We start from the raw sequence: 21,912 nt of genomic DNA on the forward strand, positions 1-21,912 counted from the left end.
CCTCCGCCGTGACAGGGCGGCATTCTAACCAGCTGAACTACCGGATCAATTTTTTAAAAGAAATTGAGAAAACTTCTGCGATCCGGACGGGACTCGAACCCGCGACCTCCGCCGTGACAGGGCGGCATTCTAACCAGCTGAACTACCGGATCATTTTTTAAAGAACGTTGTTTCTTTTTCGTGGTTGCAAAATTACACCTTTTTTTGTTATCTGCAAATTATTTTAAAAAAAATGCCTCCCAATACTGGAAGGCATTCATTATCAAACTTATTTTTTTATAAGTGAGCGCTTAATTTTTCAGCGATTACCTCTTTTGGAGCCACACCTACTAATTTATCTACCACTTCCCCATTCTTAAAAATAAGAACTGTAGGGATATTTCTGATACCATACTGCATAGAAATCTCTTGGTTGTTGTCTACATCTACTTTCCCAACGATTGCTTTACCTTCAAAATCTGATGCTACTTCTTCGATGATTGGTCCTAAAGTTCTGCATGGTCCACACCATACTGCCCAAAAATCCACTAATACCGGTTTGTCAGATTTTAAAACCGTATCCTGAAATGAGCTGTCTGTAATTTCTAAAGCCATTTTTGTTTCTTTTATTTTAATTAATATTATTTTCTTTTAATCCTCTATTGGATGTTCAAAATTACGATTTTTAAAGCATAAGACTATCTATGCTCAACATTAGTTTTTTCTATAGTATAGTCGCTTGAAATTTCTTTCAGAGCCTTCACTAATGTATCGATATCCGCTTTGGTTGTCATATGGCTGAAAGAGATACGCAATGGTGTACAATGATCCATTTCGTCTTCAGAAAGCACCATCATCATAACCATTGAAGGTTTTGAAGCTCCTGATGAGCATGCACTTCCCTGAGAGATTGCAATTCCTTTCATATCCAACTGAAGTCCTATCAATGGATTTTTATAAGGTAGTAAAGCACTTAAAACCGTATAAAGGCTGTTTTCTTTTTCAGCACTTCTTCCGTTGAACTTAATTCCTTCAATTTCAGCAGAAAGTTTTTCAATTGCGTAATTTTTAATATCCTGCATATGGTTGGTATATTCATCCATATGATTCAGAGAAAGCTCTAACGCTTTACCCAGTCCTACGATGCCGCTAACATTTTCAGTTCCGGCTCTAAGGCTTCTTTCCTGAGGTCCTCCGGTAATAATTCCTTTTAAGCCCGTTGCTTTTCTGATAAATGCAAAACCAGCTCCTTTTGGTCCGTGAAACTTATGGGCACTACAGGAAGCGAAGTCTACAGGAATATCAGAGAAATCAAGATTCATATGAGCCATCGTCTGTACCGTATCCGAGTGGAAAAGGGCATGATGCTCTTTGCACAACTGGGCAACTTGTTTAAGATTAATGATATTTCCGATTTCGTTGTTGGCATGCATTAAGCTTACCAATGTTTTTTTATCTGAGGCTTTTAAAAGCTCTTCTAATTTTGTAAGGTCAATATCTCCTTTTTCATTCGGACGGATGTAGTTTACTTCTACTCCTTTTCTGTTTTTCATGTCCAAAATACTTTCAGAAACACATTTATGTTCCAGAGGAGAGCTGATGATTCTTTCTACTCCAAGGTGTTCTACCGAGGATTTGATGATCATATTGTTGGATTCGGTTCCACAGGAAGTAAAAATGATCTCAGCAGGAGTTACATGAAGATAGTCTGCAACCTGTCTTCTTACATTTTCAATAAGGATTTTTGCTTCCTGGCCAAAGCTGTGCGTTGAAGACGGGTTTCCGAAATTCATCTTCATAGTGCCCACCATTGCATCTATAACTTCTTCTGCAAGCGGAGTGGTTGCGGCATTATCTAAATATACTTTATCCATTATTATTTTGAATATTTTAATTCTACGGAGGTAAACTTGTAATCTGTGGGAACAGTAAAAATAAACCATGGACTGGAGATCACCTGAATTTCCATTCCACCGGAGGGTTCTCCTGCCGGAACTTCTACATAGAGAATCTGATTTTTTACAGAGATACTTTTGATTTCTTCAATTTTGTGACTTCCTGATCTGAAGGTTCCCAAATTGTATATAACAACTTTTTTATTTTTCGGAAATTTCGGATAGCTGACATAAGAATCTTTTCCCAGATCTGCGGTACCAAAACTTCCACTGATAATGTTACGAAACTCTTTTTCGTCTTCAATTATCTTAAAGCCTGGTTTATCAGTTCCTCCCTGAGATTCAGAAACAAGGAGTTCAGTATTTCCCTGCATAGCAGAAGACTTCTGAGATGAAGTGCTTGCACAGCTCATCAATATTACTGTACATGCAATTATCAGGCTTTTCATTTTTTACAATTTTATCTCCCAAAATTAGTGAAAAAATTGATAATGTCCTTCATTTGCCCATTTCAACATTGCCCGATCCCCTGAAGTATCCCCAAATGCAATAATTTTATCGTATTTAGAATTGTTTATTTCTTCTTTAATTCTTACCAGTTTTTCTTTCCCATTACAGTTTTTCCCTACAAAGTTTCCTGTGAAAATTCCGTTCTTAAACTCTGCCCGCGTAGAAACAAGCTCCATTTTAAGTTCCTCAGCGAAAGGCTTTACCCAAATATCTAAGGATGCGGTCACCAATAAACTTTGTGTATTATTCCTATCGATATTTTTTATAAAGTCTAATGCATTTTCCCTTACAATTTTAGGATAGTGAAGTTCAAAAAATTGTTTAGATTTCATTTCGATCTTTTCTTGAGACTGTCCTTTTAAAATAGACCCGATAAAACTTTTTTTCACTTTTTCTGTTTCGGCAAGCTTTAACTTCAATAGAATGAAAAGCGGTACATGTCTTAAAAATTGTATCCGGTATTTTGTAGAATCGTAGAATTTAAGATACATAAACATAGTATCCTTGTAGGTCAAAGTTCCGTCAAAATCAAAACAATACAATTTTTTCATTTCTCTTTAAAGCTTTAATTTTTTGAATATAAATTCAGGGATATTCCTGATAATCATCATAATAATACTCCAAACCGGCAAAACATATGCCACGTTTTTCTCCTTTTTAAAGGCTTTATAAATACAGGCAGCCGCTTGTTTCGGCGTTGCGGTCAGTTTTGGATTTAAAGGCAGACCTTCAGTCATTTTGGTTGCCATAAACCCAGGTTTTATCGTAAGAACGTGTACTTTTTTATCAAAGAGATAGTTTCTCAAACCACTCAGATAGGCTGTAAACGCAGCTTTTGCACTTCCATAGATAAAATTACTCTGTCTTCCCCTGTCTCCTGCTACTGATGAAAGCCCAATGATCGTTCCGGATCTTCTGTTTTCAAATTTATGAGCAAAATAGTTCATTACGGGAACCAGTTTTGAATAATTAATATCTATAATGCGTTCCGTATTCCTGTTATCATACAGTCCTTCTTCTGTTCCTTCTCCTAAATACCCTACGGCACAAAATAATACATTTGAATTGATATTATCAAATCTGTTGTAATCAATTTCTTTCGTCAGATCCAGTTCAATAACTTCTGCCTGCTGCAGAAATTTCACATCAATATGTCTTGCAAACCGTTCTGTAGTTTCTTTATTTGAGGTAAAAAGATAGATTTTTTCAAACTTTTCTCCTTCCTGAAGTGCTTTTTCCACAAAAGCCTGTGCCACTTCAGATGTGCTTCCCAGAACTATCATTATGAGTTGTTGTTTATGATTCTTTTGTGCTGTAAAGACACAAATTTAGGATTTTGAATATTTTTCAGATAATTGGTAAGTGATGATCTGCTCATACTGTCTTTGGTAAGGTAAATTCTTCCTCCGAACTCCTGAACAATTGCATCAAGCTGGTCTACCAGTTTTTTCAGTTTTGAATTCACTTTAAAATCCAAGGCCAGTGTATACCCTTCCACCGGAAATGAGTTATAAGCCTCCGGATTATGTTTTCCAAAAAGTTTTAAAACTGCTAAGAATGATCCATTCCCACTACTGGCAATCGTTTCAAGGATTTTTTTCATTCCTTCTTTTCCCGCTTCTTTAGGAATCACCATCTGATATTGTATAAAACCGGATTTCCCATAGATTTTGTTCCAATCATTAATAGCATCCAAAGGATAGAAAAATGTTTCGTAATCAATAAAGTTCTTGACTTCCTTCTTAGACTGTTTTTTATAATATAGCCAGTTGAATATTTTTACCGTAAGTGCATTCAGTACAAATCCCGGAAAATAAAAAGGAACTGTAGGTTGTAATTTTTTCTTTAATCTTAAAGGAGTTTTCGAAAGACTCTGGGGAAGCTCATGTTGGAAGGCATGCTCACCTCTCATCAGGATACTTCTTCCAATATTTTTTCCTTTCTGAAGACAATCGATCCATGCAACGGTATAAGTCCAGTTTTCACTTTCATCAAATAGTTTAAAGATTTCATCCAGGTTTTCTGCTTTGATACTTTCCTGGCGAATGTATGCGGATTCTATATTTTTAAGCTTAAATTTTGCTGTAAGAATAATCCCTGTAAGTCCCATTCCACCAATAGTAGCCCAGAATTTCTCTGAATTTTCTTCTCTGGAACAGGTAATAATTTGTCCGCTCTCAGTCATGAGCTTAAATTCAATCACGTATTCTGAAAAACATCCTTCTGCATGGTGGTTTTTCCCATGAACATCGGAAGCAATAGCTCCTCCCACTGATATAAACTTTGTCCCGGGAGTAACGTATAGAAAATATCCCTGCGGAACAGCAATTTCCAGAACATCTGAAAGCAGTACTCCGGATTCGCATTCTATCACCCCGTTTAAACGGTCAAAATTGATAAACTTATTTAATTTTTTTGTTGAAAATATAGATTCTCCCAACGAAGCATCTCCATAGCATCTTCCGTTTCCTCTGGCAATAATCTCGTTGTGATTGAGTACAAATTCTTTTATTTTTTTGAAACTGTCCTCTGATCTCATTTCTTTCTCCACTACCGGGTAATTACCCCAGTTTGTAACTTTCTGTGTGAAATTCGGCTTCATTTCTTAAAATAAATTTGAATTAAAAATGCAGCAACCCAAAGTAATAGGGTAACCTGTATATAGCGGTCCCGGTACACAATTTTTGTAGGAGATTCCGTTCTGTTGTAGACCAATGTCTGCTGAAGATATCTTAATAAGGCAAAAACCACGAAGATTACCGTATAAAAAACCCTTTCATGGAATCTTTCCTGAACTTCCGGTGACAGGGTAAACATCAGGTAACATACAATAGCCAGCGTAATAGAAATAGATAATGCAATATCTGCAAACTGAACATTATACCCGTCCAATGCCCGTCTTGTTTTTCCTGAAACCTGTGCATTGATCAATTCTCCTCTTCTTTTTCCAATAGCAAGCACGAGTGCCAATACAAACGTTAAAAGAATAGCCCATTGTGAAATACTGATTCCAGTAATATAACCTCCAGCCAATACACGAAGTACAAATCCTATGGCAATAATAAAAATATCGATGATCGGAACATGCTTAAGTCTAAATGTATATGCCAGATTCATCACTACATAGAATCCTATTATAATCGCAAACTTCCATAGCAACTCATGGAAATAGAATCGTGTAAAAAATACAAGAACAATATCTGTAATAATCAGACCGATAAGAATTCCTATAGCTGTTGCTTTTGAAATAGCACCACTCGCCAGAGGTCTTCTCCTTTTTTCAGGATGTTTTCTGTCTGCTTCAATATCATTATAATCATTCAGAATATATACAACACTAGCCGCAAGCGAAAATATTACAAATGCGAAAATGCTTTTAGTAAGCAGATCTATGTTGGTAATGTTACCTGAAAAGAAGAGCGGGACAAATACAAAAAGGTTTTTCACCCATTGCTCTACGCGGAGCAGCTTTAAATATTTCTTCATTTATGTTGTTTCAAGTGCAAAAGTAATCAATTCAAAATTTCTAGCATAAAAATACAAAAAAAACCGCCGGGGCGGTCTTTTACGAAAATATTTATATGTAAAATTAATTACTGCCCTTGCTTGGCATCATTAATCATTTTTTCATTTGCAGTGATCGCAAATTCAACTCTTCTGTTTTTAGCTCTTCCTTCATCAGTATCATTGCTGGCTACCGGCATATTTTTACCTTCCCCTTTTGTGAACATTCTGCTTGATACAATTCCTTTTCCTACTAAATAAGATTTCACGGCATCTGCTCTTCTTTGAGAAAGCGCCACGTTGTAAGCATCTTTACCTACGCTGTCTGTATGTCCGTAGATATTGATATTGGTATCAGGGTTATTCACTAATACCTGAGCCAGTTTATCCAGGTTAGTCTGTGCAACAGAAGTAAGGTTTGAAGAGTCGAATGCAAAATTAACGATACTTTCGTTCATTGTTACTTTAATACCATCTCCTACTCTTTCTACCTGAGCTCCTGGTAAAGTTTCTTTAATATCTTTAGCCTGCTTGTCCATTTTGTTACCGATAACATTACCAGCTACACCACCGATAATACCACCTAATACAGCACCAATAGCTCCATTTCCTCCTTTTCCTACATTGTTACCCAAGATACCTCCAAGTACTGCTCCTGAAGCAACACCTACTGCTGTACCTCTTTGTTGGTGATTTGAATTCTGAACCGCCTCACAGCTTGTCAATAATAATGCTGATGACAAGAAAAGGGCTCCTACGTATGTTTTATTAAAATTCATTTTTTTGATCTTTTATGTTGATAAATTATTTCATTCCTGCTCTCTGGAAGTTGTAAACTACTTTTACATTGCCTCCTTCAAAAGGAACATCTTGCTGAAGAGAAAACTGATCTGTAGTCTGGCTGATTAACGTCATTGTATAACCGGCTGTATTTTGTTTTGCTTTAGTACCTTGAGCAATTTTTTTAAACATAAACGTGTTACCGTCTTTTACTTCAAACTTGATAGGTTGTGTAATTGCCGGGCAATCTCCACCTCCGTTCAAAGTATACGCTCCTGTCCAGTTGTTAGGAATCAGTCTCCAGTGGCTTCCTACGAAACACTGCGCATCTGCACCTTCATCAAAAGGTTTGATTTTATAGCCTTTTTCATAATCTACGCTCACGATCTGCCAATCTCCTTTTAATTTAAGGAAGTCTGCTCTTTGATTTTGAGATGTAGCTGCTTTGTTAACAGAGGAACACGACACTGCAAAAAGTGATGTTCCCAACATCCCTGCAAGTAGTAACTTTTTCATTTTGTTGTTTATTATTTTGTTATTATAAAGTTACAAAAAACCGTGCCAAAATTTAAAATAAAAAATAAAAAGTCCGAAAAAAATCCGGACTTTCTATGGTTTCTCCTTAAACACAGGGAGATAAATTATTTTTTAACAGCCATTTTTACGGATTTCGAAGGCTTAGCAGTACTTGACGGCTTTCCTTTGTAGAAATTGGTATAGGCATATTCCGCAGCTTTTTTCAGGTCGATAACACCACCTGCCTGCGATTGATCTGTGAATCCGTTTGCAGTACTTGGATTGCTGCTTTTCACAAGCGCTTCAATAATCTGGTAAGGTTTCAGATCCGGCATATATGCTAATAAAACAGCAGCTCCTCCAGCTACCACAGGGGAAGCCATAGAAGTTCCCTGAAGGTATTTGTATTCGTTTTTAGGAACGGTAGAATAAATTTCCTCTCCCGGAGCGAAAACATTCACCATTTTTTTATTGTAGTTAGAAAAATCGGCTCTCAAAGCACTGTTTTTATTGGTACTTGCTCCTACCACAAGAACATTGCTTACAAATGGTTTTTCATCAGTAACATTTTTAAAGTTGGTAGGATATGCCAGATGTTCTGCTACATCTTCATTTTCATTACCTGCAGCTTTTACCAAAAGTACCCCTTTATCTTCGGCATATTTAAAAGCATCCCAGACTACATTTTTACCCGGGGAAACAGGTTTCCCGAAGCTCATATTTAAAACTTTCGCTCCGTTATCTACTGCATATCTGATGGCGTTGGCAACATCCTTATCTCTTTCATCGCCATTTGGAACTGTTCTTACAGACATGATCTTAGCAACTTTTGAAGCTACCCCGTGCTGAATCTCTTTTCCCTGGGGAAGTCCTGCAATGATTCCTGCTACGTGAGTTCCATGTTCTGCATCCGGTCCTTCGTAATGATTGTTACCATAGCCTTTTTCAGAATAATCATCATAGTTATCACCTACAATCTCTTTTCTAGGATCATAGGAAAGATCATATTGTTTTGCTGCCGGAGCAAAATGGTCTATTGCCTCCTTCATCTCTTCCTTCATCTTTTTTTCAAATTCAGTGGAAGATTTTCCTTTGAATTCAGGACTTTGAGAAATCTGGCCCAGGAATTCCAGTGCGATTGCATCTTTTTGATCTGTAGGGGCTTTAATTGCTGAAAGTGTTTCAGCTGTTACAGGCTTACCTCCTAATAATTTAACCATATTAGGAATCAGCTCATTCAGCATAGAATAGGTCATAAAATCCTGTTGAGCCTCGATACTTTTTGTATTGAACATATCTTTGGCCTTCATATACATTTCAAACTCTTCTTTCATTTGAGCCTGATTTGCTTTATTCTTAGTAGAATCACTTCCTTCAAAAACAGGTTTGTATTTGGCAACGACTCTTGTCACTTCCATATTGTCGATATCAATATCACCGTTTTTACCTCCAATGAAGTTCCAACCGTGTACATCATCAATATATCCGTTTCCGTCATCATCTTTACCATTTCCGGGAATTTCATTAGGGTTTGACCAAAGATTATTTACCAATCCGGGGTGGTCTACCTGTACTCCACTATCCAAAACTCCTACCACAACGGTTTTAGGCTTCAGTCCTTTAGATTCTAAGTATTTATAAACATTTGCCGTATTTACCCCATATACTTTTGAAGTTGTAAAATCCTTATGATACCATGTCATCAGATCTTTGTCTTCGTTTGGATCAATACTTTTAGCTTTAGATTCCTGTGCGAAAGAAAAACTAAAACCTGCTAAAAAAACTGCAGCTAATAATACCTTTTTCATATGTTGAAATTTATTTTTTAAAAAGATATACCAATCGCCAACTTCATCTGCTGTATGCTGAAAATTCCATTAATAGCGATGGTATGCTAATATGCTTGTTTTATATTTTTTATATACATAAGCGATTCCGGACCTTTATTGCATAGAAGATCAAGAACCGACAAATCCTCCAAAAATCCGAATTTATCAGAAAACGTCTGGTAATATTCTTCCATCTGAAACTCTGAAGGAAGTTTTGCCGAAAACTTTTCTCTGAAATTAATACTCTCAGGATTTTTGATATATTCTTCATTCAAAGAGTGTGCCTTTTCTGTTTTAAGTATCTGTTGGATGACTTCTATCCCTTTAAGGTTAAAATCAAGAAGATACTTTTCCTGAAGCTCAAATATTTTTCTGAACTTATCTTCATAGTATTCAAAATAAGGGGAACTCTGATATGCTGTTTTGATTGATTTCCAGTGCAGGGCTCTCCAATCTTCACGGTAAGAAATTTCAACATCTTTAAATTCTCTTTTTCCGTTATGATGGATAGGGATTATTAAAGACAGTTTTCCGTTGGCTCCATAGATGTTCGCTCTGTTTCTATAAGTCTGCTTGGGAAAGCTCTCAAACTGTTCCAATGTAATTTCATTCTCAGGATTTAACAACACTGAAAACCATGAAATTGGGGGCAAATAAAATGCCGGCAATAATACATTCTTCATATTCATAATGCAAAAATGAAGTATTTTTTCAAATACTTCATTCTATTTTAAGTTTAATTTTTCTATTAATCGTCTTCAGTTTTTTTCTTTCTGAATAATTTTACGAAATATTCCCATCCGAAGAACAAGATCAGGATCATCGCTGCAATCCACCAGTAAGAGGTTTTATTGGCTTCTCCTGTATTGGTTGCTTTGAACATTCTTTCCCAACGGATTTTGAATGGCGCCTGATAAGTAGAACTGCTGTCTGCAAATGCACCCTGAAGACTCATCCATGTAAACATTGGCTTTCCTACAATATTTTCTTCAGGAACAAAACCAAAGAATCTTGCATCTAAAGAAGCATCTCTATTGTCCCCTACCATCATATAATAATCCTGCTGAATAGTATACTGGGTTGCTTCTCTTCCGTTGATAAAGATTTTCCCGTTCTTTTTCTCTAAACTGTTGTGCTCATATTCAGAAATGATCCACTGATAGGTTGGAAGTGTTTCCTGGTTGATAGCTACCACATCTCCTTTTTTAGGAATTCTAAGCGGGCCGTACCAATCCTGATTCCAAGGTTTGTTGATCGGGAAAATAGACTGAGTAGTATCAATCTTTGTTTTGGCTTCATCTCTGTAATATACTGCAGCTTCACCTTTTGCTGAAACTTCTTCCTTCATATCAAGAACATGAGGAAGTTCTTTAATTTCTTTAGCCGTCTTATCCGTTAACCCCTGAAAACCATAAATAAATCCTCCGTTATCCTGTTGAAACTCCTGAACCGGTAAAAATCCATAAGCTTTATATAAGGTTGGGATATCTAATTGAGCATCGGTTGTTACAATATATCTGTGCTGTACTTCCTGATCTCCTAAAACAACTTCCGGCTTTCCGTTAACGAAAAGTCTTCCGGCTCTCATTTCAAAAGTATCACCTGCTGTAGCAACACAACGTTTTACGTAAGGATCTTTTCTGTCGATCGCTGTATGTACAGAATCCTGAGGATAGTTGAAAACCACCACATCATTTTTCTGCGGCTTGTTGAATTGTAAAATTCTTGTGTAAGGAAGCTTTATTCCGTCTACGTAAGATTTTGGATCATCCTTCGGGTTACCTTTCTGTCCTGTATCCATAATGGTCCCCTGAAGGAAAGGTATTGCTACCGGACGCATCGGAAGTCTGTAACCATAGCTCCATTTGTTTACAAAAAGGAAGTCACCCACCAATAATGTTCTTTCCATAGATCCTGTAGGAATCCCAAAAGGCTGTGTTACAAAAACGTGGATAATGGTTGCAAAAACTACCGCGAAGGTAATAGAACCTACGAATGTATCTTTCTTTTTATCATTTTTTTCTTCGTCTGTAAGAAACAGGTCGTTTGCATTTTCATCTTCTAACTCTACATCTTTAGAATAGTTGATCACAGCCATGTAAATAAACGGCAGGATCACGGTAAGAATCTGATCTTTGAAAAGGGTTTTCCCGAACTTTTTCACCAGATAAAGGTGGAAAACAGACATCATGATTGGCCCTACAATCGGAAGATAAGACAGAATCGCCCACCATTTCGGATGTTTTGTTTCTTTCAGAATGATGAAATAGTTGTAGAAAGGGATAAAAGCAAATAAAGGGCTATAGCCCATTTTCTTGAACAGTTTCCAAGATGAAACGCCCATCAATACGGATAGTATGAGGACATATACTGTATAAGTTAAAAAATAATTCATAAATTTTTTGTGCCTATTCTTATAATAAAAATGATGAGTAATAAATGATAAAAGCAGTCCGCTGTTTACAATTCACTATTCATCATTTTCTGTTTATTTGTCTGCAATTTACAGAATTTGTTACAAATTAAAGTCCCAAAACGTCTTTCATTGCGAAGTTTCCTTTTTTATCTTTGATCCATTCGGCAGCTACTACAGCTCCCAGCGCAAAACCGTTTCTGTTGAAAGCAGTGTGCTTGATCTCGATTTCGTCTACTTCACTTCTGTAATACACGCTATGAGTTCCCGGAACTTCATCTTCACGTACTGCAAAAATCCCTAATTGTTTACCTTCTGTTTCTTCCAGCTTCCAGGCATCAAATTTAGGATTGTTTTGGATGATTCCTTCTGCAATAGAAATAGCAGTTCCACTTGGAGCATCTTTTTTATGGATATGGTGAATCTCTTCCAACTGGCAAGAGTATTCATCTACATTTTTCATCAGATCTGCAAGCTTTTCGTTTAAAGCAAAAAATAAATTGACTCCTAAACTAAAGTTGGAACTATATAGGAATGCAGAGTCGTTTTCTACAGCCAGTTTTTCTATTTCTTCTTTTTGATCCAGCCAGCCTGTAGTTCCACAGATCACCGGAATTTTATTTTCAAGACAAGCTTTGATGTTTTCAAATGCCACTTCCGGCAATGAGAATTCAATCACAACATCCGGATTATTAAGATTCTCAGCAGTTGGGGTTTCCTTAAGACGGGCAACTACTTCATGACCTCGTTTCTGTGCGATCTCATCAATGATCTTACCCATTTTACCATAACCAACTAATGCTATTTTCATATAATCTTTTTTATTTTTAAATACTGCTTTCAACCGAAGTCTTTAGCAGATATGTTGTCTTCTAAAATCTATAACTTAAACTGAACCCTGTTTTGGGAGCACTGTACCCATACTGATCCTGAATAACAGATGGTTTAAAAACCAAATCCGGGTCATGACGGCTTTCGTAAAGGTGAGCATCTACTACGGCATCTACAATATTCAGAATATAAATAAGTCCTGTAATTGCAATAGCATAATCTCTTTGTCTCTTCGCTCTGTCCTGGGCGTTCCCCAATGCTCTTTTATCTAAAAACGGGTGGCTGTCCACAAACTCATTGGGTGTTCCATTAAGTTTCGCGATGTAGTATTCACGATATTTTTTATACTGGTTGTCATTCCATACAGCAATCCCCACTCCGGCTCCTACTGCTCCCCAAACAATGGGAATTTTCCAGTATTTTTTGTTATAAAACTGTCCCAATCCCGGTAAAACAGCAGAATATAATCCTGCTCTGGTGGGATTCAATTTTATAGTTTTTACTGTGGGACCATTGGCTTTTTCCAGATCTTCAATGATCTTTGCTTCTGTTTTACCTGGTTTTACCACACGGGGTTCCTCTTTCGGAGGAGTCTGCATCCGAACGGTATCAATAGGTTTTACTTGTGAATAGGCCAATGCAGCGATACACAAGAAAAATGTGAAAAATATTTTCTTCATTATTTAATATGGGATAAAATATATTCCAGCTCTTCTTCATTTTTGAAGTCCAGGACAATTTTACCTTTTTTACCATTTCCAGAAGATTTGATTTCCACTTTTACTTCCAAGATATCAGCGATTGTCTTCTGGGCTTTTTTATAGTTATTGGAAAGCTCCACTTTTGCTTTTTTTGCAGCGGGAGATTTTGGATTTTTCAATGCAGCAGCAGCCTGCTCTGCCTGACGAACGTTTAATTTTTCTTTGATAATAAGCTCGAACAAAACCTGCTGATCTTCTTCACTTTCAAGACTGATGATTGCTCTGCCGTGTCCTGCAGAAATTTCACCGCTTCTGATAGCATTCTGAATATCCGGATTTAGTCTTAACAGCCTGATAGAATTGGTAATGGTACTTCTGTCCTTTCCTATTCTCTGGCTCAGATTTTCCTGTGTAAGTCCTATTTCCTCTAAAAGCCTATGATAAGTCAATGCAATTTCGATGGCATCAAGATCTTCTCTCTGGATATTTTCAACAAGAGCCATCTCAAGAAGTTCCTGATCATTTACTAAACGGATATAGGCAGGAATAGTCGTTAACCCTGCAATTTTAGTTGCTCTGTAACGTCTTTCCCCGGAAATGATTTCAAACTTTTCACCATCTTTTCTCAGGGTAATCGGCTGGATTACACCTAGGTTTTCAATTGACTGTGCAAGCTCGTTTAATGCTTTTTCATCAAAATAAGTTCTCGGCTGCGTCGGGTTCGGATAGATATCTTCAAGCGAAACTTCTACAATATTTCCCACAAACTTATCTGCTCCTTCATCAGTAGCTGAATTGACAGTTGCTTTAGATTCTGCACTTAAAATAGCGCCCAAACCGCGTCCCATAGCTCTTTTTTTGTCCTTCATAGATATAATTGATAAATGATGTTTAACAAGTGATGACCAGCATACACTTATTGGCCATTTATTATTAATTTAATTCTTTATTAAGTTTTCGTTCCTTAAAAGAACTTCTTCAGCTAATTGAATATACTGAACAGCTCCTTTACTTTCTGCATCATAATTCAGGATACTTTCTCCAAAACTTGGTGCTTCACTCAATCTTACGTTTCTGCTGATAATGGTTTCAAAAACCATTTCCGGGAAGTGCAGATTTACTTCTTCCACTACCTGATTGGATAATCTCAATCGGCTGTCATACATCGTAAGAAGAAGACCTTCTATCCCAAGATCTTTATTATGGATCTTCTGAACGTTTTTAACGGTATTCAAAAGTTTCCCCAGTCCTTCTAATGCAAAATACTCACACTGGATCGGAATAATTACAGAATCTGCTGCAGTAAGAGCGTTTACTGTAATAAGACCTAAACTCGGTGCACAGTCGATGATGATATAGTCATAATCGTCTCTTACACTTGCCAGTGCTTTTCTCAGCATATACTCACGATCCTCCTTGTCTACCAATTCAATTTCCGCAGCTACCAAATCAATATGCGACGGAATAATATCCAGGTTCGGAGTCGCAGTTCTTTTGATGCAAACTCTTGTTTCTGCACTATGCTCCAAAAGATTATAAGTAGAATACTGAACATCTTCAACACCCAGACCGGATGTAGCATTCGCCTGAGGATCAGCATCAATGATTAATATTCTTTTTTCCAATACTCCTAATGCTGCCGCCAAGTTGACAGCGGTGGTAGTTTTACCAACGCCTCCTTTTTGATTAGCAATACCTATGATTTTTGCCATTATTAGAACTTTAAGTTTCAAAAATACACTTTTTTCTTTGCTCTCAGTGAGTGGGGAAAATCAAAATTGAGTTAAAATATTGTTAATAAGCAATTTAGCAATAAAAAAAATTATCCACAAAAAAAAATCTTTGTGGATAACTATTTGAAATGTGTTTTTCCTTATTAATTATCAAACTTCATTGAGATAGGAAATTTGAAATAACTTCTTACGAATTCTCCTTTTTTGTTTTTGGCTGGAATCCATTTTCCTTTGCTTGAGATATTTTTGATTGTTCTCATAGCTTCACTGTTAAAGTCGGCGTTGGTTCCATTAGCTTTTACCCCTGAGATGGTTCCGTCCATTTCTACAATAAAGGTAACTGTCGTTTTTACTACATCTTCTGATTCAAATCCTGAACCATCGAAGTTGTTCATTACTTTATTTCTGAAGGAGTCTATTCCTCCTGTGAAATTAGCTTCTACGCCAAGTTCTCCAGATTCTGCAATTTTATTTTTATCCACCGGATCAGAAATTACCGGTGGCAGAGTATTAATTACAGGGCCTGTTCCTACTGATACTGGAACATTCGGTGTATTAGGTGCTACAGGATCTCCTTTAAAGTTGTTTACAAAGCCCGCAACAGCGTCATCCGGTACAGGATCTTTTTTTACGTCATCTTTAGCTTCACTTGATGGTGTAGGCACTGTACTGTCAAACGTTTTCGTGTTTGGAGGTGCAACAGTTTTTACAATCTGGACAGGAGGATCTTTTTCAGGTGGTTCAACAATTTTAATTATTCTTCTTTCACCATTATCCTTAATTCTATCTATCATTACATCTGATTTCATTGCAGAAATCACAAACGGAGTAATAGATACTGCGGCCATTAAACTTGCTCCGATAAAAAGCGCTTTGGTTAATATTCGATCTGATTCGTTTCTTAATGCATAGGCACCATATTCTTTATTGCGGTGCTCAAAGAGAACTTCGTTAAAACGAAATTCCTGGTTTTGATTATGTTGTTTCATCACTACTACTTTTTAAACTGTTAAAAATTTTGATTATTAGTTTGGTTAGCTCTTATCGATAAGCAATGTTGTAATATCAAAACATTTGCCAAAATTTTAGCAAAACAACATAATATTAGAAAATTTTATGATAATGTTTGAATTTTAACATTTTTAAATAGAAAGTTGCACAGAAAAACAGCTCTATTTCTCATAAAAGTAAATAAGAACAACAAGCCACAAATACCATAGCCTTAGCGTAGTAGAAAAGATTATATAAGCAGGATAAGAAGAGTTAGCGGTATTAATAATCCCAAAGCATTAATAATAATGAGAATAACAGAACTGATCTTTGTTTTTGAATAACTTTTAGCAGCAAAATAGATTGCTCCTATGCTAAAAATCAAACTGCAGACAATAAACAGAATCAGTAAGAAATCTGAACTTATACTGAATGGTAAGCCTAAGTAAACAATAATCAAAACAGCATATGTAATGGTAAGATATAAACTGATCACAATATTATCCAGAAAACGCTGGGGTATTTTATTTTCTTCCATTAGATTAAAATTAATATTAAATATAAGAGGATTTCAATAAATGAAGATCTTAAAATCAAATATTCTCTTTTAAGCTGCACCCATGTCAAGGTTTAGAACCTTGACATGGGGTGACTAATTCAGGTAAAAAACGAAATTCATTAATTTTTAAACAAAAAAAAGAGACCATCCAATGATAGTCTCTCTGTTATTTTATAGTCTAAGAAATTAGAATAATTCTTTTCTGATGATGTTCTGACTTCTTTCAGGACCTACAGAAACTAAGTATACATTGATTCCTAAGTATTTCTCAATAAACTCGATGTATTTCTGAGCAGTGTCAGGAAGTTCATCATAGCTTCTTGCTTTTGTAATATCTTCGCTCCAACCTGGTAAATCCTGATAGATTGGCTCGTAATTGTATAGCTTTTCTGTTGAAGAAGTGAAATAATCAATAATTTTCCCGTCTTCAGTTTTGTAATGTGTTACTACTTTCAGGTTTTCAATTCCTGTAAGAACGTCAAGCTTAGTGATCACAAGATTGTTAATTCCGTTGATCATACAAGCGTGCTTTAAAGAAACAAGGTCTAACCAACCTGTTCTTCTCGGTCTACCTGTAGTAGCTCCGAATTCACCACCGATCTGTCTGATTTTCTCACCTAGTTCGTTATCTAATTCAGAAGGGAAAGGTCCGTTTCCAACTCTTGTACAGTATGCTTTTGCCACACCGATTAAGTTCTGAAGCGAAGTTGGCGGAACACCAGCTCCTGTACAAACTCCTCCTGTAGACGGAGAAGATGAAGTTACATATGGATAAGTACCGAAGTCGATATCCAACATCAACGCCTGTGCTCCTTCGAATAATACGTTTTTACCGTCTCTGATCGCTTCGTTCAGCTCTAATTCAGTATCAACGATTCTGTCCTGAAGCTGTTTTCCGATTGCTAAATATTCGTTGTAGATTTCTTCAACGTCTAATGTTGGTTTTCCGTAATATTTTTCAAAAAGAGAATTCTTAACTTTTAAGTTTTTCTCAATTTTATCTCTTAAAATTTCTGGATTTAAAAGATCTACCATTCTGATCCCGATTCTTGCAATTTTATCTTCATAACAAGGTCCGATTCCTTTTTTGGTAGTTCCAATCTGAGTTCCTCCGTGTTCCTCTTCACGGTAAGTATCCAAAAGGATGTGGTAAGGCATGATCACATGCGCTCTTCTGCTGATAAAGATGTGATCTGTTCTCAAGCCTTTGCTCTCGATCTGACCAACTTCTCTAATAAAAGACTTAGGGTTTACCACTACTCCGTTCGCAATGATACATTTCCCTTTGCATTGAAGAACTCCTGAAGGAAGAAGGTGCAAAACGAATTTTTCTTCACCCACATAAACCGTGTGACCTGCGTTATCTCCACCCTGGAAACGTACTACATAGTCCGATTTTGCTGATAAAACATCCGTGATTTTTCCTTTGCCTTCATCTCCGTACTGAAGACCTACAACTACATAAGTTGACATATTTTACTTTTGTTTTTAGATTCGTGCAAAATTACTTTTAAAAAAAATGACGACCAAATTATAGAGGATATTTATTTTGAGTTGGGATGAAAATCATGAGGTTGAATATTACTTTATATATATAATTTTACTTTCACAAGTATATAAAATGGGTTATATTTACTTTAGAAATTATACAAAATGAAATTAAGAATTCTGATTTTACTTTTAATAGTACCTCTGCTTTATGTAAATGCTCAAAATAAAGTAAATGATTATCTAAATATATCGGGTCCTATCAAATTGAATCAAAAAGAATATAATCTTGTTTGGAGCTCGCATCCCAATGAAAATTACTACAAGCAAGAATATTTAAGCTCAAATGAAAATATCAATAAATATGGTAGCATGATTTTAATCGACTTTATAAAAGGGGATTTCAATCTTAAAGATATTGTTGATCAAAAAGTAGGTGAACTTCAGGAGATGAAAAAAAACAACCCTGTTGTCAATTATCAGATTTTTGAAAATAATGGAGAGTATATTTTAGATTTTCTTATCAGTGAAAATTCAAAGGATGGCAAGGAGATATTAATTGCAGAAAGAAATATTTACCGCTATAAACTTGTTAATAAGGGTAAAAATAAAGGTATTCTTCTTTTTGCAATGAGTGAAAGAGGATACCCGGAAAATATGGATTCTTTCTTTAATAATTTAAAAGCCAATACTTCAAAATTAATTGAAATTGTTGGAAATTATAAACTTCCAGAAATTGAAATAAAATAATATTCCAATTGCTATGACCTCATCCCAACACTCAACCTATTTATCATCGATTACAGACAGTAAGTCTCAGCTTTTCCACACTCTATTCTCTCCACAAACAGCAAAAGCCACCCTTCTCATTGTTCACGGCATGCAGGAACACAGTGGAAGGTATGCGGAAATTGCAGAATATTTTGCCAGTCATGGCATTGCTGTACTGACCTATGATCATTTGGGACACGGAAAATCTGTCAAAGAGAAAAAAGACATTGGTTTCTTTCAGCTTGAAAAACCGGATGAAAGACTTGTTGCAGATGCAGAAATGATGGCAGATTATCTCGCAGAGCAATATCCGGATGTTCCGCATTTTATTTTGGGGCATTCTATGGGATCTTTTATTACACGATGTCTTCTTCAAAAAGCAAGCACTAAATTTGCAGGAGCTATTATTACAGGAACCGGCGGGCCTTTACCGGGAATAGATGTATTGAGAGTTTATTTATCATTAACCAATGCCATCGCCCCTCGTCATCGTACTTTTTTGAATTCTGTTTTTACGAGCGTTAATAACAAACATTTTAAAAAGGATAAAGATTTCAGTGATACCAGCTGGCTGAGCGTAAATCCTAACAACAGAAAAGCTTTTGAGCAGGATGAACTTTGTGGAATTCCGTTTACCCATAACGCTTTTTATACTTTATTTACTGTTTATAAAAAAGCTACGGCGAGAAACTGGGCTGCCACTATTTCTCAGTCATTTCCTTTTCTGTTTGTAAGCGGACAGAATGATCCGATAGGTGATTTTGGAAAAGGCGTAATGTATACAGTCAACAATTTAAAAACAGACGGTTTTCAGAATGTGGAAGTAAAGATCTATCCGGAAATGCGTCATGAGATTTTAAATGAATCCATAAGAGAAGAAGTCCTGAATGAGATCTATAACTGGATTTTAAAATCATAAAGACTCTCGCAGATCATTCAATTTCAGCAGCTTTAATAAACTTAAAAAGTCATGAGAATACATATTTTCGGAGCTTCAGGTTCCGGGGTTACCACTTTAGGAAAAGCATTATCTGAGGAACTCAATCTTGAATACTTTGACAGTGATGATTTTTTCTGGCTTACCACATCAAATCCCTTTACAGAAAGACAAAACCCGGAAATAAGAAACGCAGCTGTTTCAGATAAACTCCACTCCACAGACAGCTGGATTTTTGGAGGTTCAATCATTCATTGGGGTGAAAATGTATTTCCGGCATTTGACCTGATTATTTTCCTCTATCTTCCTCCTGAAGTACGACTGGACAGACTGCGAAAAAGAGAGTATGAAAGATATGGCGAAGAAATTATTACCCATCCGGAAAGAGCAGAAAAATTCCAGGAGTTTATGGATTGGGCTAAAGATTATGATCACAATACAGGTGTTGCCAACAGAACACTAAAAGCCCATCTGGAATGGCTGTCTGAGATGAATACTCCTTTGATTGAGCTTTCAGGTGATTATGACCTGCCTCAAAAGATGGATATTATTCTGAATAAAATAAAACAGGGAAATTTACAGGCTGGATAGAGATTGCTTCGCTTTGCCCGCAATAACAAAGGTTATGTTACTTAAAATTTATAAAAAAACCTGGAAATAAATTTCCAGATTTTCTTACATGTTTTGGACAAAGCCAATGAAACTGTTTTGATAATGAAGACGAGCTAAAACCCTCCCCTATTGAATATATTCCACATTATACAAATAATCACTTAGCCAAGCATCAATTCCCGATCAATCCCAATCTCTTCCAGAAAAACTTCATCATGCGAGATAACTAACAGCGTTCCATGATAATCTTTAATGGAATGGGTGAGAATTTCCACATTCTGAAGATCCAGGTTATTCGTGGGTTCATCAAGAATGATCATATCCGGAGCTTTATTGCTGATGGAAAGTCCGCATAGAAGCAAGCGCAAACGCTCCCCTCCACTCAGCATTCCACATTTTTTGTCCCAGGTATCTTTACCGAATAAAAATCTGGACAGTAATGTTTTCACCTCAAATTCCTGCAGTGCATGATCATTAAAGGTCTGGACAAAATCATAAAGAGTAGAATCATTATCAATCAGCGAATATTCCTGATCAATATAGATGCTGTTAAACTCCGCTCTGTCTATTATTCCTTCGGAAGGTTCAGTATTTCCCAACAGAAGTTTTATCAGACTTGTTTTTCCTGAGCCATTCGAACCTTTGATAGAAATTCTTTCCCCGCTTCGGATCTCAAGGTTGACATTTTCTTTCCATAGATTTCCATTTCCATAATTGAAATTAATATCTTCAGCCGTAATTAAAATCTTCCCTGAATGCAGATTGGAATCATTAAAGTTCACTTTCATCTGTTCAGAATTCTTTAAGGAGGAACGCAGGTCTCTCAAACCATCTGAAATCCCGCTGATTTTCTCTGCGTGCACACTTTTCAGCTTTGAACTATTTTTTTCAGCATTATTCCGAAGCGTGTTCATCATAATTCGTGCAACACCGGATTTTTCCTGCTTTTGCTTTCCTTTTGCATCCAGTTTCTGTTTCCGTTCCAGTGTTTCCCTTTCTTTCTCTTTCGCCTTTTTCAAGGCCCGTTCTTTTGCATGGATATCATTATATAAAGCTTCTTCCTCTACTTCTTTTTGCTCTGCATAGAAATCATAGTTTCCTCCATACGTGGCAATTCCCTGATTGCTTAATTCAAAGATGGTATCAACAAGATTAAGCAAAGTCCGGTCGTGGCTTACAATAACTACTGTTGCATCTGTTTTATCAATAAGATCATACAGGATCTTCCTTCCATCAAGATCCAAATGGTTAGTAGGTTCATCCAATATGATGATATCAGGCTGACTGATCTGAATGCCGGCAAGAAAGACCTTGGTTTTCTGACCGCCGCTCAGGCCTTCCAGTTTTTGAGACAGTTCAAAATTGTCAAGTCCCCAATGTTCCAATGCCTGCTGACAACGCTCTTCAATATCCCAATCGTCATTGAGAATTTCAAAATAAATTTCATCAACCTCTCCATTGGTAATTTTTTGGAGCGCATTCAGTTTCTGATCTATTTTAAGACATTCAGCAATAGTAAGATGATTAAAGTTCCCAAACATCTGAGGAATATAAAAAACAGAACCTGAAGTAGTAATATTTCCGCTTAAAGGCTGTATTTCACCCGCGATCATTTTCAGCAGGGTTGATTTTCCCATGCCATTACTTCCCACCAATGCAGATTTGGTGTGAGAAGGTATCGTTAAATGGGTATAATTAAATAGAAGATCTCCTCCCGGAAACCCAAAGGATATATTTTGTAGTAAAATCATGATTTCTTTCTTAAAAAATGGTTGAACACCAGTAACATCTTCGTTACTGTTTTATTGAATCTGAAAGAAATGATATCCTACATGTCCGTATTTTGGGTTTTGAAGGAACAAAG

The 21,912-nt window shown here is 36.4% G+C and carries 23 protein-coding genes and 1 tRNA gene; 3 read left to right on the forward strand and 21 right to left on the reverse strand.

Features of this window, described 5'->3' with window-relative positions; all coding sequences use genetic code 11:
* Positions 1–78: 78 nt before the first annotated feature.
* The 20 genes from ACTJIP_RS22485 to ACTJIP_RS22580 form a co-directional block, all read right to left on the reverse strand.
* Positions 79–152: transfer RNA gene (locus ACTJIP_RS22485), tRNA-Asp, on the reverse strand.
* A gap of 124 nt (positions 153–276) precedes the next feature.
* Positions 277–594, reverse strand: a complete 318-nt coding sequence (gene trxA, locus ACTJIP_RS22490) for a thioredoxin (RefSeq protein WP_047380983.1) — start codon at positions 592–594, stop codon at positions 277–279.
* Between the two features lie 83 nt (positions 595–677).
* The gene (locus ACTJIP_RS22495) at positions 678–1,853 is read right to left on the reverse strand and encodes a cysteine desulfurase family protein (RefSeq protein WP_077415683.1); all 1,176 of its coding nucleotides are present in this window, start codon (positions 1,851–1,853) and stop codon (positions 678–680) included.
* A 2-nt stretch (positions 1,854–1,855) separates the two neighbouring features.
* A complete protein-coding gene (locus ACTJIP_RS22500; RefSeq protein WP_077415685.1) occupies positions 1,856–2,323 on the reverse strand; it encodes a hypothetical protein in 468 nt (155 codons plus the stop codon).
* Between the two features lie 24 nt (positions 2,324–2,347).
* Positions 2,348–2,935: an HAD family hydrolase gene (locus tag ACTJIP_RS22505; protein ID WP_077415687.1), complete on the reverse strand. Its 588-nt coding sequence runs from the start codon at positions 2,933–2,935 to the stop codon at positions 2,348–2,350.
* Positions 2,936–2,941: 6 nt separating this feature from the next.
* Positions 2,942–3,667, reverse strand: a complete 726-nt coding sequence (locus ACTJIP_RS22510; protein WP_077415689.1) for an SDR family NAD(P)-dependent oxidoreductase — start codon at positions 3,665–3,667, stop codon at positions 2,942–2,944.
* A complete protein-coding gene (locus ACTJIP_RS22515) occupies positions 3,667–4,986 on the reverse strand; it encodes an FAD-binding oxidoreductase (protein ID WP_180565314.1) in 1,320 nt (439 codons plus the stop codon). Before ACTJIP_RS22515 ends, ACTJIP_RS22510 begins: the two co-directional genes overlap by 1 nt.
* On the reverse strand, positions 4,983–5,870 hold the full coding sequence (locus ACTJIP_RS22520; protein WP_077415693.1) for a decaprenyl-phosphate phosphoribosyltransferase: 888 nt from the start codon (positions 5,868–5,870) through the stop codon (positions 4,983–4,985). The genes ACTJIP_RS22515 and ACTJIP_RS22520 overlap by 4 nt, the downstream gene beginning before the upstream one ends.
* Positions 5,871–5,977: 107 nt before the next feature.
* Positions 5,978–6,667 carry an OmpA family protein gene (locus ACTJIP_RS22525; protein ID WP_180565313.1) on the reverse strand — a complete coding sequence of 230 codons (690 nt, stop codon included), beginning with the start codon at positions 6,665–6,667 and terminating at the stop codon, positions 5,978–5,980.
* 25 nt (positions 6,668–6,692) lie between these two features.
* Entirely contained in the window at positions 6,693–7,184 is a 492-nt protein-coding gene (locus tag ACTJIP_RS22530; RefSeq protein WP_077415696.1) for a lipocalin family protein, read from the reverse strand.
* Between the two features lie 125 nt (positions 7,185–7,309).
* On the reverse strand, positions 7,310–8,992 hold the full coding sequence (locus tag ACTJIP_RS22535; protein ID WP_440705123.1) for a S8 family serine peptidase: 1,683 nt from the start codon (positions 8,990–8,992) through the stop codon (positions 7,310–7,312).
* 86 nt (positions 8,993–9,078) lie between these two features.
* Positions 9,079–9,702, reverse strand: a complete 624-nt coding sequence (locus tag ACTJIP_RS22540) for a WbqC family protein (protein ID WP_410493597.1) — start codon at positions 9,700–9,702, stop codon at positions 9,079–9,081.
* Positions 9,703–9,761: 59 nt separating this feature from the next.
* Positions 9,762–11,408 carry a signal peptidase I gene (lepB, locus tag ACTJIP_RS22545; protein ID WP_077415700.1) on the reverse strand — a complete coding sequence of 549 codons (1,647 nt, stop codon included), beginning with the start codon at positions 11,406–11,408 and terminating at the stop codon, positions 9,762–9,764.
* 127 nt (positions 11,409–11,535) lie between these two features.
* Positions 11,536–12,237 carry a 4-hydroxy-tetrahydrodipicolinate reductase gene (gene dapB, locus ACTJIP_RS22550; RefSeq protein ID WP_077415913.1) on the reverse strand — a complete coding sequence of 234 codons (702 nt, stop codon included), beginning with the start codon at positions 12,235–12,237 and terminating at the stop codon, positions 11,536–11,538.
* 61 nt (positions 12,238–12,298) lie between these two features.
* Entirely contained in the window at positions 12,299–12,937 is a 639-nt protein-coding gene (locus ACTJIP_RS22555) for a DUF5683 domain-containing protein (protein WP_047380957.1), read from the reverse strand.
* A complete protein-coding gene (locus tag ACTJIP_RS22560; protein ID WP_047380955.1) occupies positions 12,937–13,827 on the reverse strand; it encodes a ParB/RepB/Spo0J family partition protein in 891 nt (296 codons plus the stop codon). The genes ACTJIP_RS22555 and ACTJIP_RS22560 overlap by 1 nt, the downstream gene beginning before the upstream one ends.
* A 69-nt stretch (positions 13,828–13,896) precedes the next feature.
* Positions 13,897–14,670, reverse strand: coding sequence for a ParA family protein (locus ACTJIP_RS22565; RefSeq protein ID WP_047374161.1), 774 nt, complete (start codon positions 14,668–14,670; stop codon positions 13,897–13,899).
* A gap of 164 nt (positions 14,671–14,834) precedes the next feature.
* Entirely contained in the window at positions 14,835–15,680 is an 846-nt protein-coding gene (locus ACTJIP_RS22570; protein WP_180565310.1) for an energy transducer TonB, read from the reverse strand.
* Positions 15,681–15,931: 251 nt separating this feature from the next.
* Positions 15,932–16,219 (reverse strand): hypothetical protein, encoded by a 288-nt coding sequence (locus ACTJIP_RS22575; protein WP_180565309.1) that lies wholly within the window; start codon positions 16,217–16,219, stop codon positions 15,932–15,934.
* Between the two features lie 207 nt (positions 16,220–16,426).
* Positions 16,427–17,713 (reverse strand): adenylosuccinate synthase, encoded by a 1,287-nt coding sequence (locus ACTJIP_RS22580; RefSeq protein ID WP_077415708.1) that lies wholly within the window; start codon positions 17,711–17,713, stop codon positions 16,427–16,429.
* A 180-nt stretch (positions 17,714–17,893) separates the two neighbouring features.
* Here ACTJIP_RS22580 and ACTJIP_RS22585 point away from each other — a divergent pair, with 180 nt between their 5' ends.
* The 3 genes from ACTJIP_RS22585 to ACTJIP_RS22595 are packed head-to-tail and all read left to right on the forward strand — an operon-like array spanning position 17,894 to position 20,027.
* Entirely contained in the window at positions 17,894–18,478 is a 585-nt protein-coding gene (locus tag ACTJIP_RS22585; protein ID WP_077415710.1) for a hypothetical protein, read from the forward strand.
* 13 nt (positions 18,479–18,491) lie between these two features.
* Positions 18,492–19,418, forward strand: coding sequence for an alpha/beta fold hydrolase (locus ACTJIP_RS22590; protein WP_428168118.1), 927 nt, complete (start codon positions 18,492–18,494; stop codon positions 19,416–19,418).
* Between the two features lie 51 nt (positions 19,419–19,469).
* Positions 19,470–20,027: an AAA family ATPase gene (locus ACTJIP_RS22595; RefSeq protein WP_219072325.1), complete on the forward strand. Its 558-nt coding sequence runs from the start codon at positions 19,470–19,472 to the stop codon at positions 20,025–20,027.
* Positions 20,028–20,209: 182 nt separating this feature from the next.
* On the opposite strand, the gene ACTJIP_RS22600 is transcribed toward ACTJIP_RS22595, so the two are convergent.
* Entirely contained in the window at positions 20,210–21,799 is a 1,590-nt protein-coding gene (locus ACTJIP_RS22600) for an ABC-F family ATP-binding cassette domain-containing protein (RefSeq protein WP_219072324.1), read from the reverse strand.
* Positions 21,800–21,912: the final 113 nt, after the last annotated feature.

Origin of the sequence: Chryseobacterium sp. 22543 (assembly GCF_052044565.1) — a bacterium.
GTDB lineage: Bacteria > Bacteroidota > Bacteroidia > Flavobacteriales > Weeksellaceae > Chryseobacterium.

Excerpts from the sequence above, each read along its gene's own strand:
- ACTJIP_RS22590 (WP_428168118.1), top strand. The coding sequence starts at position 18,492 with ATGACCTCATCCCAACACTCAACCTATTTATCATCGATTACAGACAGT.
- ACTJIP_RS22520 (WP_077415693.1), bottom strand. The coding sequence starts at position 5,870 with ATGAAGAAATATTTAAAGCTGCTCCGCGTAGAGCAATGGGTGAAAAAC.
- dapB (WP_077415913.1), bottom strand. The coding sequence starts at position 12,237 with ATGAAAATAGCATTAGTTGGTTATGGTAAAATGGGTAAGATCATTGAT.
- ACTJIP_RS22500 (WP_077415685.1), bottom strand. The coding sequence starts at position 2,323 with ATGAAAAGCCTGATAATTGCATGTACAGTAATATTGATGAGCTGTGCA.
- ACTJIP_RS22525 (WP_180565313.1), bottom strand. The coding sequence starts at position 6,667 with ATGAATTTTAATAAAACATACGTAGGAGCCCTTTTCTTGTCATCAGCA.
- ACTJIP_RS22555 (WP_047380957.1), bottom strand. The coding sequence starts at position 12,937 with ATGAAGAAAATATTTTTCACATTTTTCTTGTGTATCGCTGCATTGGCC.
- ACTJIP_RS22585 (WP_077415710.1), top strand. The coding sequence starts at position 17,894 with ATGAAATTAAGAATTCTGATTTTACTTTTAATAGTACCTCTGCTTTAT.
- trxA (WP_047380983.1), bottom strand. The coding sequence starts at position 594 with ATGGCTTTAGAAATTACAGACAGCTCATTTCAGGATACGGTTTTAAAA.
- ACTJIP_RS22530 (WP_077415696.1), bottom strand. The coding sequence starts at position 7,184 with ATGAAAAAGTTACTACTTGCAGGGATGTTGGGAACATCACTTTTTGCA.
- ACTJIP_RS22540 (WP_410493597.1), bottom strand. The coding sequence starts at position 9,702 with ATGAATATGAAGAATGTATTATTGCCGGCATTTTATTTGCCCCCAATT.
- lepB (WP_077415700.1), bottom strand. The coding sequence starts at position 11,408 with ATGAATTATTTTTTAACTTATACAGTATATGTCCTCATACTATCCGTA.
- ACTJIP_RS22505 (WP_077415687.1), bottom strand. The coding sequence starts at position 2,935 with ATGAAAAAATTGTATTGTTTTGATTTTGACGGAACTTTGACCTACAAG.
- ACTJIP_RS22600 (WP_219072324.1), bottom strand. The coding sequence starts at position 21,799 with ATGATTTTACTACAAAATATATCCTTTGGGTTTCCGGGAGGAGATCTT.
- ACTJIP_RS22570 (WP_180565310.1), bottom strand. The coding sequence starts at position 15,680 with ATGAAACAACATAATCAAAACCAGGAATTTCGTTTTAACGAAGTTCTC.
- ACTJIP_RS22575 (WP_180565309.1), bottom strand. The coding sequence starts at position 16,219 with ATGGAAGAAAATAAAATACCCCAGCGTTTTCTGGATAATATTGTGATC.
- ACTJIP_RS22535 (WP_440705123.1), bottom strand. The coding sequence starts at position 8,992 with ATGAAAAAGGTATTATTAGCTGCAGTTTTTTTAGCAGGTTTTAGTTTT.
- ACTJIP_RS22495 (WP_077415683.1), bottom strand. The coding sequence starts at position 1,853 with ATGGATAAAGTATATTTAGATAATGCCGCAACCACTCCGCTTGCAGAA.
- ACTJIP_RS22560 (WP_047380955.1), bottom strand. The coding sequence starts at position 13,827 with ATGAAGGACAAAAAAAGAGCTATGGGACGCGGTTTGGGCGCTATTTTA.
- ACTJIP_RS22565 (WP_047374161.1), bottom strand. The coding sequence starts at position 14,670 with ATGGCAAAAATCATAGGTATTGCTAATCAAAAAGGAGGCGTTGGTAAA.
- ACTJIP_RS22595 (WP_219072325.1), top strand. The coding sequence starts at position 19,470 with ATGAGAATACATATTTTCGGAGCTTCAGGTTCCGGGGTTACCACTTTA.
- ACTJIP_RS22580 (WP_077415708.1), bottom strand. The coding sequence starts at position 17,713 with ATGTCAACTTATGTAGTTGTAGGTCTTCAGTACGGAGATGAAGGCAAA.
- ACTJIP_RS22515 (WP_180565314.1), bottom strand. The coding sequence starts at position 4,986 with ATGAAGCCGAATTTCACACAGAAAGTTACAAACTGGGGTAATTACCCG.
- ACTJIP_RS22510 (WP_077415689.1), bottom strand. The coding sequence starts at position 3,667 with ATGATAGTTCTGGGAAGCACATCTGAAGTGGCACAGGCTTTTGTGGAA.